The organism is Pseudomonas sp. S1_E05, from assembly GCF_056337105.1.
In genome coordinates, this window is record NZ_JBFRHM010000001.1 from 793,608 (window position 1) to 807,665 (window position 14,058).

24 protein-coding genes are annotated in these 14,058 nt (G+C 54.5%); 6 read left to right on the plus strand and 18 right to left on the minus strand.

Translation table 11 applies throughout. The annotated features are described in order from the left end of the window. Window positions 1-23: 23 nt before the first annotated feature. The gene (locus tag AB4N33_RS03635) at window positions 24-764 is read right to left on the minus strand and encodes a hypothetical protein (protein ID WP_476456437.1); all 741 of its coding nucleotides are present in this window, start codon (window positions 762-764) and stop codon (window positions 24-26) included. Between the two features lie 165 nt (window positions 765-929). Between AB4N33_RS03635 and AB4N33_RS03640 the strand changes: the two genes are divergently transcribed. Both AB4N33_RS03640 and AB4N33_RS03645 read left to right on the plus strand, forming a co-directional pair. Continuing rightward, entirely contained in the window at window positions 930-1,229 is a 300-nt protein-coding gene (locus AB4N33_RS03640) for a hypothetical protein (RefSeq protein ID WP_476456438.1), read from the plus strand. Window positions 1,230-1,321: 92 nt separating this feature from the next. After that, window positions 1,322-1,579, plus strand: coding sequence for a hypothetical protein (locus AB4N33_RS03645; RefSeq protein WP_476456439.1), 258 nt, complete (start codon window positions 1,322-1,324; stop codon window positions 1,577-1,579). A gap of 329 nt (window positions 1,580-1,908) precedes the next feature. Here the strand turns inward: AB4N33_RS03645 and AB4N33_RS03650 are convergent, their stop codons facing one another. Beyond that, window positions 1,909-2,583 (minus strand): phiTE_072 family protein, encoded by a 675-nt coding sequence (locus AB4N33_RS03650; RefSeq protein WP_476456440.1) that lies wholly within the window; start codon window positions 2,581-2,583, stop codon window positions 1,909-1,911. A gap of 53 nt (window positions 2,584-2,636) precedes the next feature. Between AB4N33_RS03650 and AB4N33_RS03655 the strand changes: the two genes are divergently transcribed. Then, window positions 2,637-3,401: a DUF4145 domain-containing protein gene (locus AB4N33_RS03655; RefSeq protein WP_476456441.1), complete on the plus strand. Its 765-nt coding sequence runs from the start codon at window positions 2,637-2,639 to the stop codon at window positions 3,399-3,401. Window positions 3,402-3,574: 173 nt separating this feature from the next. Then, window positions 3,575-4,201 (plus strand): hypothetical protein, encoded by a 627-nt coding sequence (locus tag AB4N33_RS03660; protein WP_476456442.1) that lies wholly within the window; start codon window positions 3,575-3,577, stop codon window positions 4,199-4,201. A 47-nt stretch (window positions 4,202-4,248) separates the two neighbouring features. Here AB4N33_RS03660 and AB4N33_RS03665 read toward each other — a convergent pair whose 3' ends face one another. The 12 genes from AB4N33_RS03665 to AB4N33_RS03720 form a co-directional block, all read right to left on the minus strand. After that, window positions 4,249-5,064, minus strand: a complete 816-nt coding sequence (locus AB4N33_RS03665; RefSeq protein WP_476456443.1) for a DUF2303 family protein — start codon at window positions 5,062-5,064, stop codon at window positions 4,249-4,251. A gap of 45 nt (window positions 5,065-5,109) precedes the next feature. Beyond that, window positions 5,110-5,457: a hypothetical protein gene (locus tag AB4N33_RS03670; protein ID WP_476456444.1), complete on the minus strand. Its 348-nt coding sequence runs from the start codon at window positions 5,455-5,457 to the stop codon at window positions 5,110-5,112. A gap of 91 nt (window positions 5,458-5,548) precedes the next feature. Then, entirely contained in the window at window positions 5,549-6,073 is a 525-nt protein-coding gene (locus tag AB4N33_RS03675; protein ID WP_476456445.1) for a hypothetical protein, read from the minus strand. After that, window positions 6,070-6,837 (minus strand): lambda exonuclease family protein, encoded by a 768-nt coding sequence (locus AB4N33_RS03680; protein WP_476456446.1) that lies wholly within the window; start codon window positions 6,835-6,837, stop codon window positions 6,070-6,072. The genes AB4N33_RS03675 and AB4N33_RS03680 overlap by 4 nt, the downstream gene beginning before the upstream one ends. Then, on the minus strand, window positions 6,834-7,397 hold the full coding sequence (locus tag AB4N33_RS03685) for a recombinase RecT (protein WP_476456447.1): 564 nt from the start codon (window positions 7,395-7,397) through the stop codon (window positions 6,834-6,836). The genes AB4N33_RS03680 and AB4N33_RS03685 overlap by 4 nt, the downstream gene beginning before the upstream one ends. Next, on the minus strand, window positions 7,336-7,755 hold the full coding sequence (locus tag AB4N33_RS03690; protein WP_476456448.1) for a recombinase RecT: 420 nt from the start codon (window positions 7,753-7,755) through the stop codon (window positions 7,336-7,338). Before AB4N33_RS03690 ends, AB4N33_RS03685 begins: the two co-directional genes overlap by 62 nt. A 42-nt stretch (window positions 7,756-7,797) precedes the next feature. Next, window positions 7,798-8,073, minus strand: a complete 276-nt coding sequence (locus AB4N33_RS03695) for a hypothetical protein (protein ID WP_476456449.1) — start codon at window positions 8,071-8,073, stop codon at window positions 7,798-7,800. 122 nt (window positions 8,074-8,195) lie between these two features. After that, a complete protein-coding gene (locus tag AB4N33_RS03700) occupies window positions 8,196-8,396 on the minus strand; it encodes a hypothetical protein (protein WP_476456450.1) in 201 nt (66 codons plus the stop codon). Next, window positions 8,393-8,608: a hypothetical protein gene (locus AB4N33_RS03705; RefSeq protein WP_476456451.1), complete on the minus strand. Its 216-nt coding sequence runs from the start codon at window positions 8,606-8,608 to the stop codon at window positions 8,393-8,395. Before AB4N33_RS03705 ends, AB4N33_RS03700 begins: the two co-directional genes overlap by 4 nt. After that, window positions 8,605-8,922, minus strand: coding sequence for a hypothetical protein (locus AB4N33_RS03710; RefSeq protein ID WP_476456452.1), 318 nt, complete (start codon window positions 8,920-8,922; stop codon window positions 8,605-8,607). Before AB4N33_RS03710 ends, AB4N33_RS03705 begins: the two co-directional genes overlap by 4 nt. A 24-nt stretch (window positions 8,923-8,946) precedes the next feature. Then, window positions 8,947-9,153, minus strand: coding sequence for a DUF551 domain-containing protein (locus AB4N33_RS03715; protein ID WP_476456453.1), 207 nt, complete (start codon window positions 9,151-9,153; stop codon window positions 8,947-8,949). A gap of 21 nt (window positions 9,154-9,174) precedes the next feature. Next, window positions 9,175-10,026: a hypothetical protein gene (locus AB4N33_RS03720; RefSeq protein WP_476456454.1), complete on the minus strand. Its 852-nt coding sequence runs from the start codon at window positions 10,024-10,026 to the stop codon at window positions 9,175-9,177. A 537-nt stretch (window positions 10,027-10,563) separates the two neighbouring features. Between AB4N33_RS03720 and AB4N33_RS03725 the strand changes: the two genes are divergently transcribed. Beyond that, on the plus strand, window positions 10,564-10,878 hold the full coding sequence (locus tag AB4N33_RS03725) for a DUF1654 domain-containing protein (RefSeq protein WP_476456455.1): 315 nt from the start codon (window positions 10,564-10,566) through the stop codon (window positions 10,876-10,878). A gap of 49 nt (window positions 10,879-10,927) precedes the next feature. On the opposite strand, the gene AB4N33_RS03730 is transcribed toward AB4N33_RS03725, so the two are convergent. After that, entirely contained in the window at window positions 10,928-11,410 is a 483-nt protein-coding gene (locus tag AB4N33_RS03730; protein ID WP_476456456.1) for a hypothetical protein, read from the minus strand. A gap of 103 nt (window positions 11,411-11,513) precedes the next feature. Here AB4N33_RS03730 and AB4N33_RS03735 point away from each other — a divergent pair, with 103 nt between their 5' ends. After that, window positions 11,514-12,113, plus strand: coding sequence for a hypothetical protein (locus AB4N33_RS03735; protein ID WP_476456457.1), 600 nt, complete (start codon window positions 11,514-11,516; stop codon window positions 12,111-12,113). Here the strand turns inward: AB4N33_RS03735 and AB4N33_RS03740 are convergent, their stop codons facing one another. The 3 genes from AB4N33_RS03740 to AB4N33_RS03750 are packed head-to-tail and all read right to left on the minus strand — an operon-like array spanning window position 12,114 to window position 14,058. Then, entirely contained in the window at window positions 12,114-12,725 is a 612-nt protein-coding gene (locus AB4N33_RS03740; RefSeq protein ID WP_476456458.1) for a hypothetical protein, read from the minus strand. A 5-nt stretch (window positions 12,726-12,730) separates the two neighbouring features. Then, window positions 12,731-13,723, minus strand: a complete 993-nt coding sequence (locus AB4N33_RS03745; protein WP_476456459.1) for a hypothetical protein — start codon at window positions 13,721-13,723, stop codon at window positions 12,731-12,733. 32 nt (window positions 13,724-13,755) lie between these two features. Then, complete coding sequence (locus tag AB4N33_RS03750; protein WP_476456460.1) at window positions 13,756-14,058, minus strand: hypothetical protein; 303 nt, start codon at window positions 14,056-14,058, stop codon at window positions 13,756-13,758.

The window sequence follows — 14,058 nt, forward strand, 5'->3', positions numbered from 1 at the left end:
GTAGGCGAACCTGGCGAGGGCGATCATGACATCCTGCTCCGGCTCACGTCTTCAACGGTGACGATGTGCGGCGTAACGTCCTTGATCGTGAAGAAGTCAGGCTGGCAGTGCTTGCGCGCCCAGGCCTTTAGCGGTGCCAGCGCGATCTGCAGTTCTGCCTCGGCCGCTTTGCTTAGGTCTGGATAGGCATCGACCCATTCGCCAGCGTCGCTATCACAGGCGTTTTCGTACATTCGCTCGGTCACATCGTCGGCATCTGGCAGAAAGCGTGCGGGGTCGTCCTTGCACACAATCCCGCGATAGACCGTGCCGCCTTCGTACAGGCCAGACCTATAGCTGGCCGGGTGCCCGTCGCCATCGCTGTCGTGTCCGTAGTTGTCTTTGAGCAGCTCGTCGAGGCTGTCGTAATCCCAAGATCCGTTTTCACCGTCCAGCGACCACTTTTCACCGGTTACGAGCGCCTCATACGCAGGCACCGAGTTCGCCGCCGCGATCGGCAACGCCGCCTTGAACTGCTTGAGGTACTCAGCCCGTGTAGAGCCCCAGCGATTGACCAAGCACTCAGTGTCAATCGGCGCGCCTTCGTCCTCAGGTTCTCCCGATGGTTCGCCGGGCACCATGAAGAAATCACGCTCCACGTCGTGCAGCAGATCAGCGAAACGCTTGGTGTTTTCGATGTTGACCAGCAAGGTCGACAGCTCATGGTTTGAGCTGAGGCCGAACACGTTGTAGATGGCTGCCAGTTCTGGCTTATGTTTGGGCATGACTTCGTCCTTGCCGCTATAGCGGCTGAAAATTGTACATAAAATTCGGTTTCGTATAGATGTTGCGACCAGTTATCAGAAACCGTTTTGACACGGTTGCACTTCGTTTGCGGGCGTTTAATTTTGGTCTCTACTGACCATCACAGGATTGGGCGGGAGGGCCCTATGAGACTTCGAGGCGATATCTTCTGGGAGTGGGCAGACCCCGAGCTCCACAGCCGAACACACGATGAAACTCTCAATGATGGGACTCACATCGACGTGCAAGTCAGGCTATCGCGCACCGGCGAAACACAAATGTTCATCGGGATTTATGGTCCCGACGGAATGGCTTTGCATGAAGAAGCTGATGACTCACACCCACGCGAATCGATGACCAGGGCACTGGCTTGGGGTGTCGGTCGAGCTCGTCAGCTGGCTGCCGCAGGAAGTTCAAGTACTCGCCGAGCGGCTTCTTCGGGATAGCGGACTGACCTGAGTGGGGAGAAGGAACGAGGTGGTCGCTTGAGCGGGGCGAAAGGTTTATTTCGGATCAGGGCTGACCACAGGAGAGGATCATGCAATACAGCCAGGGCGCGCCAATTGCACACGAATATCGTGGGTGTCAGCTATTTCTAAAGTTCGACTGGGAAAAGCCCAATGACAAGATACCGTTTGCAGTTCATGTTCTAGAAAACAGCGAAGTACCGGGGCTCGCTAATACAGTCGCAGACTTGCCTGGGCCGTGGACGGACTACCAAAGCGCACTAGCGGAAGCGATCGCTGCCGCTGAGCGTTGGATTGACAGCCAATTGCCGCAGCAGCCGGCGGTCTGAGCATAAGGCAAAGAACACGAGATAATGTCACAATGATGCCATGTGGGCGGGCGCTCGATCCCTCACCACTCAAATAAGTGTGACATCATGCCTTCGATTGATGATTTTCGCTTCAAGGCTCATCACCTCCTGCTCGATCTTGATGCAGCAACCAATCACCTTATGATGCTCGTCGTTTCACGCGAAGTCTCTGGACCGACGTGGGAAGACGCTGTGGCCCGTCACAGGCAAGCATATGAAGCTTGGGCATCCATCCTCACCGGCGTTCAGACGGATCCGATGCCCGCCCTTGATGGTCGACCGCCCCAAGACTCAGCAAACTCGCCAGATTAAAGAGACTCCGTCGCTACCTGGTCATGGGCATTCACTGTCGGCTTCTGCCGCTCTTGGCGTAGCGCTTCTTGCACAGCCTCGACAACTCGGCGCAGATACGTGAACTTGTGGTTCTCCTCGACTGCCTTGCCGTCTAGCGAGTAATGCCATTCATCGCCGAACAAGTCGGTCAGCAGCGCGCTTTGATGCCAGCATTCGCTTGGGCTCTCGATGCTGCGTAGCACGTCGATGTCTTGCCATAGCTCGTGGGCTTCCTCTTTGCTTAGCTCGCCAAGTTCCCAATCGTGGCGTCCGGTCTGCTGCCGTCGGCGCTGGACGATGCACTTCTTGGCCAGGGCGAGTAGCGCGTCGCCGCTAAAGACAGTGGAGCTGATTCCGCGATCCAGGCAGTTCAAGACGTAGTCCCAACCACAATCGGCCACGAACTCGGCGACAGTACGCGGCCCCATTCCGCCCCAGTAAGCGTTCCAGCTGTTGTCCCAGCAGTTGATGGTGATCTTGCCCTGGGCGGTCTGATAGTTCGGATCGGATTCGATGGGGCAGTCGCGCCGGCCGAAGTCCTCGAGGAACACAGTGATCGCATCAAGACGCGGCGCGCCAGTGATCACCAGCTTCGTGACTGTCGAGCGCTCAATCTTCAGCGGCTCGGCAGAATTGTTTTCTGTGGGCATGGGGCGTCCTCAAAGCTTATGATTTGCGATTCATGGATAATCGAGTAGCAGGAATGAATAAGGGAATTCTGAAGGGAGCATTTACAAAGAGCGCTATATTTGAATATAGATGTCCGCATTGTTATAACGGGGCGCTGCGCCTATCTGGAGACTTCAACTCTCAAGAGACTGAGGCTTCTAAAGTTCAGCATGGCGAGGAATGGTGGGACCATGAATATGTCACTTTAGTATTTAGCTGTACCTTGAAGTGTACGACATGTAAAGAGTTGGTATTCATGGTCGGAAATGGCGTTGTCGATATTGATCACGATATTGATGAGCAAGGTAACTGGGTCAGTAACTGGACTTCTTTCTATAATCCGACGTTTTTTCATCCGCCTCTTCAGCTAATTGATTACGCAGCAAGCGCACCGCAGGAGGTCATTGCGCCTCTTTCCGTTGCTTCAGCCCTTTATTTCACAAGCCCAGCATCCTGTTGTAATAGTGTAAGAATAGCTGCCGAACTGATTCTGAATAAACTAGGTATTCCAGAAAAAGATGGTGAAAAAACGATATCTTTTGGACATCGCATTAACCTACTTCCAGAAGATCAAAAAACGACAAAAGAGCTTTTCAATGCGATTCGTTGGATAGGGAATCATGGAAGCCATCCAGGAAGTGAAATCGAATTTGAGGACGCGCTGCACGCCCTCGAAATAATGGAGTTTCTCCTCGAGGAAATTTACGGTGATCGAAGACAGGAGCTAAAGGATTTAGCCGCAGCGATCAATGATCGAAAAGGGCCTGTTGGACGTCTGCATAAATTAGGATTGGGATAGCCACCCAATCCTCGCCGGCTGGCGTGATTCGTTGAAGTGGGGTATTGGTGTTGTGCCAGGCGTAGGGGTGGCCTAACAAGGAATGGTGATGATAATTTGGCTATCATGTATTGGGTGATGCGAACTTACGACTCGCACTTAATTCAGAAAACAAAAAATATTAGGGGCGCTAAATGGATATTACTGGTGCAAATCGCTATTTGGAGTTGATGAAAGAGATCAAGCATAGAACTGTCGTTGTTCACAGATTGTTAGTTGGTGAGACAACTACGGGCTTCATGCAGACCAATGTTGAAACTATTTATCTTCAGTATAGAAAGATACTTGAGCTTATTGCTTTTGGCTCTCTGGTCGCCAATCTAGAAGAATATGCGAAAGCCCGGCAAAACTACTCCAGTGATTGGCATGCCGCCCGTGTTCTAAAAGCTGTCGAGTCGGTTCACCCAGAGTATTATCCAAAGCCTGTTGTACAGCTTCGAGTCGAAGGTAAAAAACATAACCGGGAACTGCAAAAATTCGAAGGAAATTATCTTACGAAATCAGATTTTGAAGTGCTTTATGACTTGTGCGGAGGGATCATGCACAGTCAAAACCCCTACGGCTCTCCAATTCAATACGAGGATTATTTTGAAACTGCTTCTGAGTGGGGTCTTAAGATTAGAAATCTGCTCAATGCCCATGAGGTCAAGTTGATCAACGAGAAGCAGTTCTATCTAATCCAAATGGGTTCAGCTGATGCAGGACCAACTTTCAATTTGTTTGAAAGATTTGATGAGGACAACCCTCAAGCACTTGAGTGATTCAATTTTTATCCCGGCAGGATAGGCCGGTTGCCCGGCCCAATTGCTTACTTCGGATCGAATGCGCCCAGAGACAGCGTGGCGGCATCGCCGATATTCCGCTGCAGCACGGCCTTGAATTCCTGCGCAATGTCCTCGCGCTGAACTTCTTCCCCAACCCAGCGCAGTTTCAGCACCGGTTGCGCGCCGCTGGTGATGACCGACAGACGAAGGGTGATTTGCTGCTCGGTCAGGCCTTCGAACGGGATCGTACGGAATTGCAGCGCGACGGGCAGGGTTTCTTTGCTGCGCGCCTCGATCTGGTCCATTGCGCTGCGGCTGGCGCTGGTGTCGCCTACCGTTGTTTCCGATTCGCTGGTGGCCTTGATGGTGATCGTTCGAACAGCGGCGATGGCCTTGGCAACCGGGATTTCGTTGCCTTCATCGTCAACCGGCGTCAGGTACTGGTGCCAGTCTTCGATCCAGTCGCTCAAATCCTTTTGGCTGATGCCGCGCCCACCGATTGACTGCGCGGCGGTGTAGCCGGCGGTTGCTTTCAGCTTCAGAATTGCGCGGTCATCCGCATGGCCAGGCTCGGCGACGGTGCCCAGGTTGAACAGCAGCACGCAGCTCATTTCGTCCTGGTTGATGAAGCCTCGGGCGCCGGGCGCCGCACGTTCAGCAACGTAAGAGCTGAAATCAGCCAACGAATGGGTGGCGTAGGAACCACGAAAGCGGCTGCGCCCGGCCTGGAATTGTTCAAGATTCACGACTTTCGAACTTTCCGGCAGCACCACGGTAGGAACCAACGTGGTCAGCGTCTTGCCAGTGGCTTCGAGCGCGGTGTCGGTGATGAGCTGAATTGCTTCTTTGGTCAAGGACATGTGTATTTCTCTTTGAGTGCGGAAGGGATGGTGGAGCGAGGTGGATCAGGTGCGCTTGGGGATCGGCGCATCTTCGCGGGTGAAGAGCTGATCGTGCTTTTCTGCGAAGAGGGTGACGCGGCCACCGGTGCCAACGTGCATCGGGGTGTCCAGGCTGGTGTTCTCGCTGCGGGTACCGCGCTTGGTTGGCACCTTGTAATCGAGCTTGTGCTTGATCTTCACCTGACTCGACTCGCCGATCTGGCTGAAGTCCAAGGTGATGACCAGCTTTCCTACCTTGCCGTGGTCAACTACCCCCGCGGCTACTTCAGAGAGGGCGTGGCCGATCTGGCTGGCAAAGGCGCCGCCGTTGAGCTCTTCGAGGAACTCGGCGGTATCTGTAGGGGTTGGCATAGCTGTTTCTCCGGGATGGCCAACAGGCCGCTGGGTGGAATGTTGAATTGCGACTGACGAAGGCGCTGGCGCACCTGGGTGTTGATCCGCCTCATCGAAAAGCCGGCTTCATCTTCGGGTAATCGATGGTGTAGTCCTTGAGAAGCCGCAGGAGCAGCGTTGAGCTGATGCCGATGGCTTCGTGGCAGTTCTTCCGGTTCATGCCTTTGGCCATGCACTCTTTGATCTGGATGACCATCAGCGCTTCGGATTCCGGGGTGATCTTGTTCGGCGCCACCGCGTGCTTCACGCCGACGGTGAACTCGATCCCGTAGCGCCGGGCGATCCCGCGCAAGACTCCCCGCGTTATCCCTTCCTTCTCGCAGATCTCGACGGCGTTGAGCGTCCTGGCCAATACCCTGATGCGTGCCGCCTGCTGGTCGGTTTCAAGCTTCGCCGCAGCCCCCTGGAAGTTTGGGGTTTGTCGTCTCTGCTCAACGGTTTTCGGCGGGGACGTTTCAGGCCCTGTGATTTTGCCGCCCATGGCTAGGTACTGGGCGACCTGCGCCGCCAGTTGGTGGCGGGCCGGGTCGTGCGCCTTGATCGCGCTGAGTTCGTTGCTGATGTATGCGCTCATGCTGCTTTACTCCTGAGAGCCTTTTCGTAGTCATCGACCAGCAGCTTGAATTCCCAGAGGTCCTCTTCCAGCTTCTCGATGTAGTCGTCGTCGCGCTTGAATTCGCGCCACCAGAGCTGGCGGCCCACTGATTCGAGTGCCGGGCAGTACATGCCGACGTGCCAGAATTTCCGGCCAGTGATCCACATGCAGCCCTGAACCTGGTCCGTGATGCTGCTGGCGTCGTTGTCGATGTGGAATGCGCGGAGCTTCTCCGGAGCCAGGAAGCATTTGTACTCGCTGCCGCCGTCTTCGCCGATCAGACCGTCAGCGCTAGCGCCGAACGCGCCGTCGTCGGTGGTGACGAACCCGGCGCGCTCGACCATCAGGCCGGTTTGCAGCTCATGCTCCATCCTGGCTTGTGGCTCCAATTCGTGGCCGCGCTTCATCTGCCAGGTCTCGAAACCACCGTCGAGCGCGGTGCCGCTGATACGCTCTACCGCCAGTCCGAAGGCGTAGTTCATGGCAGCCTCGGAGGGTTCGCCAACTGGTTCGCCGGCCAGCGCCCTGCGAATGACATCAGCCTTGGGCGCAGCCTTGTATTCAGCCTCGGCGCGGGCGTCGGCTTCGGACTTGCCGGCGAGAAGGGCGGACACATAAGTCTGCTGCTGGGCGTTCAGGCCATTTACGCGCTGCCGGGCGACGGTGAACATGCTGGCAGTGATGCATCCCGAGCGGGCCTGGTGCCACTCAGCGCTGCCTTGCTCGCAGTTGATCAGGATCATGCGGCTGCTCCTTCTGGTGTTGGCTGTTCCAGTTCGGCCTTGCGGTTAGTGACGGCGGCCTTGAACTGCTCATAGGCGACCATGTCCTTCGACGCCTTGATCGCTGCGAGTCCCGCTAGCCAAGTGGCCTGGAGCGCTTCCAGCGTCTGGCTTTGCTGGGCCTTTGATGTCCAGTCCTGCGCCAGGGTCTGATCGGGGGCCGGTACGCTTGAAGCCACTTTCAGGCCTTCGTCCGACTCGGTGTTCAAGTAGTGGATGGCCTTTTCGAGGCGGTCGGTCTTCGGCCAGTACTTGTAGGCCTGCTTGACGCACGTCTTCTTGGTCATCTCGCCCGGGTCCGTGACCCAGGGACACAGCTTCGTGTTGTCCTTGACGTAGGCCTTCCAGGCTTCCGATCGGTCGCGAATGGCGATCACCTCGCCCATGCTCATTGGGTGAGTCAGGTAATCGCCATCGGCGGTCTTGATCACCACGTACACGCCAACCACTGGGCCGCGATCAGACGCGAATGGTTTGGTCTTGTGGGTGGGCGGCTGATCGACCCCGTTCAACTCGAACACGTCGCTTTCGTAGACCAGCTTCGCCTGGCCCCAGCGAACAGAGCCTCGTCGACATCGCCAGGTCCATCAGGCCCATGTAGGAGATGTCGAGGCAGATCTTTCCTTTGCGGGGAACGAAGTAGGCCTGCTTCTTTGCAGGGTTCAGGCTCAGGCCTATCGAGGCGATGTTCGTCACCGCGTCGATCACTGCCTGCCGGTTCTGCAGCGCGACCTTTAGGGTATAGTTGTTGCCCTCCAGAATCTGGATGGCGAAGTTCGCCTCGCGGTCGAAGTTGAGCGAGGGCTCAGCCTGTACAGCCAGGAACGCATCACGGCACGCGTAGATGTCATTCGTGACCAGGGCCAGGTCATTGGACATGATTGCTCTCCGCGCCACCGGAGAGGGGCGCTGTGAAGGGGGTTATTGGGTGGCGCGTGTATTCCACATGGCGCGCGCGTCCTTATGAGCATCGGCGTGATACCACTCATGCACATCTTCTGGCGCGAGCGTTTCGATCTCGCCATTTGCATTTTTGTATTGCAGGACCGGTACTGGGCTTTCTTTTCTCTGAAGTAACCCAGGGAATGTTCGGTGGTATTTGCAGGTGTCGCAGCGGATCGAGATCATACGATCGTATGCGTCTACCGTCGGCGCGAGCCCGCAGAACGGGCATGTCGCCAGAGCTTGTTCGGACATGGTGCTTACCTATTGAGTAACGCGATCAGCGAGAGCGCTGAGCAGCATCAGGAAGGTGCAAACGGCGATGGCAGAGAATGAGCCGCGCCAGATGAGGAAGCGCCGGGTGCGCTGGTGGGAGGTCACAGCTCCACCAGACGGCCCCGGGGATCGATTCCCCAGTCGCCTTCCATGAATGCCGAGTTGTCCCGGGCATGGTGCGGCCAGTTGCCTTTCACCGGCGATTCAAGCTCGCAGACCAAGGTGTCGCGAGGGCGCTTGAGAATCCGATCCAGTTCTTCAACCTGCTCATCAATCAGCGTTTTAACCGGAGGAGTAGTCATGCTGCCCTTCCTTGCCGACGCTCGTAAACACGGCGCAGGCGTTCGGCGTAGTGGGATTCCTCGGCAGCGCTGATGATGCTCAGCGTGCGGAAGATCAGAAGCGCGGTGTTCGATGAAGCCCGGACAGCTACAACGCTGCAATCCGGGTCAATCATGCTTTTGATGTAGCCGTCGAGCATGCCGACAGCCAGATCGTGATTGCTGGTGCTCATGCTGCCTCCCAGTCGCCGTAATCCCGATCGTCGTACTCGCGATCATCTTCACGCGCCGCGGCGACTTGCTCCCACAACAGCTCTTCGATTTCCTCGGCCAAACGCTCGGCAACTGCCGCGCAACCGTTCTTTCCAAGATCAAGCGGGATTCCGTCATCGTCATAAGTGTTGCCAGAGACGATTTCGAACTCCATCTCCTCATAGCCGTAGTAGTCGTCCGGACTTGCCCAGGAGTTCGGGTCGCCCTTCACTGAGACGCAATGGGTGATATTGCACTGGAGGACGTAGTCCTCGATGATCACTTCGTAGGTCATGGTCGCCTCCAGAGCGGCGGAGTGTTATTCGGTGGGCGGTGCAGGAATTTCGTGCCAGTGCGTCGGCGTGATGTCGCAGCGATCGCCGTCGATGTAGCGCCACGGGCGATACTCGTTTCCGCACGTCATGGCGAAGAAGGGGCCATCATTGGTTTTCTTGCCCAGCCGATAAGCCAGAACGCGCTGGCGAATTGGCGGCAGCCTGTCGCTGCATTTGATCCAGCCGCTCATGGCGATCTCCAGTGTTTGGGGTTAGGCGTCTGCGGCAATGTCCGCGAGGATTTGAGCTTTGCGCTTCTCGAAGCGGGCGCTCCAAGTTGGCCTGCCCTCTACGCGCCAGATGGTCGCGCCACGCTTGCGGAGCTTCCGGGCTCGAGCCGGAGAAATTCGATTCCCCCATTTCTCGGTGCGGTAAATGGCTTCCCAGTACTCGACCGTCTCGCGCTTGTCGTACTTGTAGTACCGGCTGCTCGGCTTGTTTTTCGAGAGCCATTCGTTCACCAGCGATACGTCGACTGTGGCCGAGCTGAAGACGTAGCAGCGCGCAAGAGACTCAAGGGTGCCGACGCCGATCTGCGCGGTTGGCACGCCAACATCGGCACCGCACGACCAGACCTGACCCCTGCATTCCAGCGTTGACCCATCCGTGAGCTGGATCGTGAATTCCCGCCCGGCGAAGGCGTCACGCGACCCCGGCACAATTTGGAGGAAGTCGTAGAAGCCGCCGTCGTTCGATACCAGAAGGTTTCCGGTGCGCTCGTAAACGCAGCGGGGCAATTCGTCGAGGAGCAGAAACGTCTGCCCCTGCTTCGTCCTGATCACATCAATGATCTTCGGCATTACGGAAACCTCTGTGGTTGATCCAACAAAACTCGCAATGCGCTCATCCGCTCCGCTGGTTGCCGTTGGGCGCGGTGTCATGTGCATGCGGGTGGTGTCGGGGGAGGGTGCCCCGGCCTCGCTACTGGCGACAGGCCGGGTTTGTTGCATCAGCGGTGTTGGCCAGTTACCCGCAGCTGATTGCAGGGCTGGCCGATCTTCGTCGGTGTGGGCGTCGAGCTTCCTCCCCGCGGCGTCAAACAGCATCTGTTCGCTACGGATCACAGGTCCTTACAACATGCACGCTACAGCTCTGAATGCCCTGATTGATGGGGGCAGGGTGCATGAGGTCCGGCGACCCCAGCCGAGGCTATGGGGATCGCTAATTCAAATCTGTTCGCCGTGACCCGCTGCTGGCGTCAGTCACTGGCTTGAATCTGATGTTCTTCCAGCCGCGGGCCTTTCGGCTTGTTCTCCCGCTGGATAACTGTTCTTGGCGCTTTACGCTGCACGCCCGGGTCAGTTGCCAACCCTCTGAACCGTTGAGGCCGGTTCATCGCTGCCTTTGAATCTGGGCCGGTGTTGATCCGGCAAGGGGTGTCGCTAAAGAGCGGCGGGTCTGTTGAGGCCCTGTCGCCGCGATGGAGTAAATATGAACTACAGGTTCACATTGCGTCAAGTACCAAAAGTACATAATTTTTGCTCGGTTCATTTCCTGGTTCAGAATTTGTCGGTCGGTGTGGGATTTACGATGAACTAACAGTTCGTTATGCTCACCATCGAATACTGGATGCATGTACAGCATTTGATCAGGAGGTTTTTATGGCGCAGCAGAGCAAAAAGAACGACTCAAGCATCAAACCAATGAACTCAATGGAGCGGCTTATGCTGCGAGTGTCGTCGATGATCAACCACCCGATCGCCCAGGAGCGGCGCGAGGTGCGGATCCATCGGCTTGATACGGACGGGGAAAGGGAGTGGTTAGAGATACTGGGCGCGCTGTCGGAAGCCGACGGCATCGACATGATGTTTCATGATGAGGATGAATCGATCACGCTGCGCTGGGAGCCATCCGAGGATGATGAGCGCGCTGCATCAGTCGAGGAAGAGCCACAGGCGGAGGAGGCGCCTTTCTGATAGCCGCAAAAAAAGCCCGCTTCAGAGGCGGGCTTCTTGAGCAGAATGGTTATTTTGTTGTGTCGAGCACTTTGCGCAGGCCGCCCATATCTTCAGGGCTTATAGAGCTCTCGACATTGCACACTTTGAACTCAACCAGCTTAGCGGATGCCAGTTTGGCAAGAGTTTCACGACTAGGTCGTAGAGTGAATCGCTCAATCGTGGCGGTGCCGGCACCATCTCGACTGTATTTAGCCTGCAACCCCGTTGCTGGCTCTCCATCAATGAGCCAGTCGACGTAGGGGCATCCGTCGAATTGTGTGGTGCTTGAGTAGGTGATGATTTGAAAGATGTACTGATTTGGCGCTGCTGATCCCTTGGAGTAGAGGGCCACTGTCGATACCGCAAAGCTTTCCGCCTGGGACGGGATGGTATTCCAGCTCACCGAGCGGACTCCGGTGAAGCGATCGGTCTTATCTTCAAATATGCCGGCCTCGGCGGTTGTAGTGGATATCACCCCGATCGCTAGTGCTGCCGCCCTGAATCCCTTCATCGAATCCCTCCTTTATTGAGCCCGAACTCTACCATTCGTGGCGTACAGCCACCATGGGCGGCAAGGCGAAGGCTAGAATGTCTTTTTATCCTGAGTATGAGAGATGGAACCTAACGAGGTGATTGATGCGCTCGCCGAGCAAGTGGAAGACGCAAAGAGCAGAGACCTTAAATACGTGTCCATCGAAAGCCTGGAGATTTACATGGCTGCTTTACGCGAACACGTTGAAAAGCTATCACCGCTGACCGAGGCGAATACCGAATTTCAGAGACAGGCCACTGAGCACGCCTTCCAAGACCAGCAAGCAATGTTCAGGACTGTTATAGATTCTGGTCAGGCAGCGCTGAAATCCAGCATTCTTGTAGGGGGAGGAGCGGCAGCGGCGCTATTGGCATTCGCGAGTTCAGCTTGGAAAGCGCTCAACCCTGTAGGCCTTGAACTGCTGGGTTTGACCGTGTTTGTGTTGGCTTGCGGCGTGGTTTTGGCGGTTATCGCCAGCGGAGCCACTTATCTCTCTCAAGGGCTTTACCATGACGGGATGGGGAAGCCACACAATTGCAGGGAAGATCGTGCCGGAGATGCCTTGCGCTACGCATCGTTGGCCCTTGTGGCTATTTCCTATGGGCTGTATGGATGGGCATGCTGGAATGTCTATCGGATGATGGGCAGCTTTTCCGTCGAAAGCTATATCCCTGTCGGCTGATCAGATACAAGAAGCCCGGCGCTGGGCCGGGCTATCGGAAGCTGGGACATCTCTTACTCTTTGTAATTTATAACCTAAATAATAAAGACCCCAAAATGTAGCGAGTACCATCTGGTAGAAACCGATCATGAATGCAAAACAAAACGCTATCAAACAGTAATATCCTGCGTTAAAAGCCTTAATGCTGTAGATGTTTTCGCCGAATGAGACCAGAAAAATCGAAAATATTGTGAGCAATATGCTTTCGGCGGTCAAAAAAGCAAAAAGCATAGCCAGAAAACGCCGCCTAGTAAGTTCTACGATGTTGCTGGTCCCTCTCAGCTTTATAACAACTTTCGGTGTTGGTTCGGGCAATATATCATCTATGTCTAAACGCCCAAAAGTAGCAATGGCCGCGAGTGCTGCGATGTAAAACCCTGGCAACGACTGAATGAATGAGAGGATTAATGATATTCCCCCTCCTGGCTTTGAAAAAGCTGAAATGTCGCTCATGCCGCAGACGGCTATAATAGTTAAAGTGGCTGCTATACAAGGGTAGAGCCAATCAACTACCCATTTATGAGGGTGTTTTATGAAAAGATAGCCCAGTGGCTTAAAGAGTTGTGCTAGCATTTTGGCTACTCCATTAGTGCTATCATTTCCTTTATTATAAATTTATTTATCTTTTCAAAACTAGTTGTATTTACCAGTGGCGAGCTGATGTTGTGTCTTTTTATATATTTGTCGCTATCCAGTAATTTTCCTGTATCAGATGCGATAGTTGCGTCCTTCGCTTCACCTCTCTCATTCTTAAAGCGAATTCTAATTGAGTCATATTCTTTGTAGCTTTTGTTTACTTTTGCCCTGACCTGACGCAAGGCGGATCCCGCATCTCCGATCATGTCCTTGTTTGGCTTTAACTGAACAGATCGTTGATATTCCGTGACTGCTCCTTTGTTGTCCCACGTTGCGCCCTGCTCAGAAAAGCTTATCAGCTCAATTTCAGAGAGTGTGCCAGTATTAAGGTCGTTCGTGAACTCGTCTGAGGGATGTCCTTGCAACTCGACTGTGTGAACGTGACGCACCAACACAGGCTGGCCATTTTTATCTTTAGATCCGTTGATGTGCGGAATCAAATATTCTTCTTTAAATTGTTTTCTTAAATTTGCAAATAGAAAGCGGATGTAGTCGCTCAAGCTACTCAAGTGAAGTCCAGAGCCGTATACTGTTTCAATTATACACAGGTAGTAGTTGTCTCCTTTGATGGGTTTCGAGCTAATTATGATATGCGCTGAGTATTCGCCTCCATGCTTTTCCGGTTTTGTGTGTATGATTCTGCTTTTGTTTTCAGGGTCAGAGGATACAGCGTCAGGTGCTGTTGGGTCGCTCCGATTTATCAAAAGAACGATACTGTCTTGTCTTATTTCATAATCGGATATATAGAGGCGAGCGCTCTGTTCGCTTCTGCCTTTTTTAACCATTCTGTTTCCGTCAACAAGCAGTGTAGAAAGCTGTGACATTATCTCAGTGATTGGCTTTGGATCAGTTTCAAAGTTTACTGCTGTTTCCCTTGCTTCAGAAACTCCATACGCTGATATTTTTAAATCAACAAAAGTAGCTGTCCTATGCATTTTCACGTTTCCATGTAGCTATTGTTGGCTGATTAGTAATAGTTATTAAACCGTTCGCGTTGGAAGGTTTTTGAAAGGTTAATCGTCCCCCTGAGGTCATTCATCTGCTTCCCGGACAATCCTCCCCCTTTCACCTCTTCCGCATAACCCGCCAGCTTGTCCTCATACTCCTGAAAGCTCACGGCGATCTTCAGCAGTTCCTCGGCCTCAGCTTCTTGACCGGCCTCGGACAGCTTCCTCGCCGCTTGGAGCAAATCCACGCCTGACCACTTGAGCAGGGCAGCGGCCTGATTCAGGTCTCGGCGTAGTCGCTGGTTGGGCTTGGTGAGGGTCAT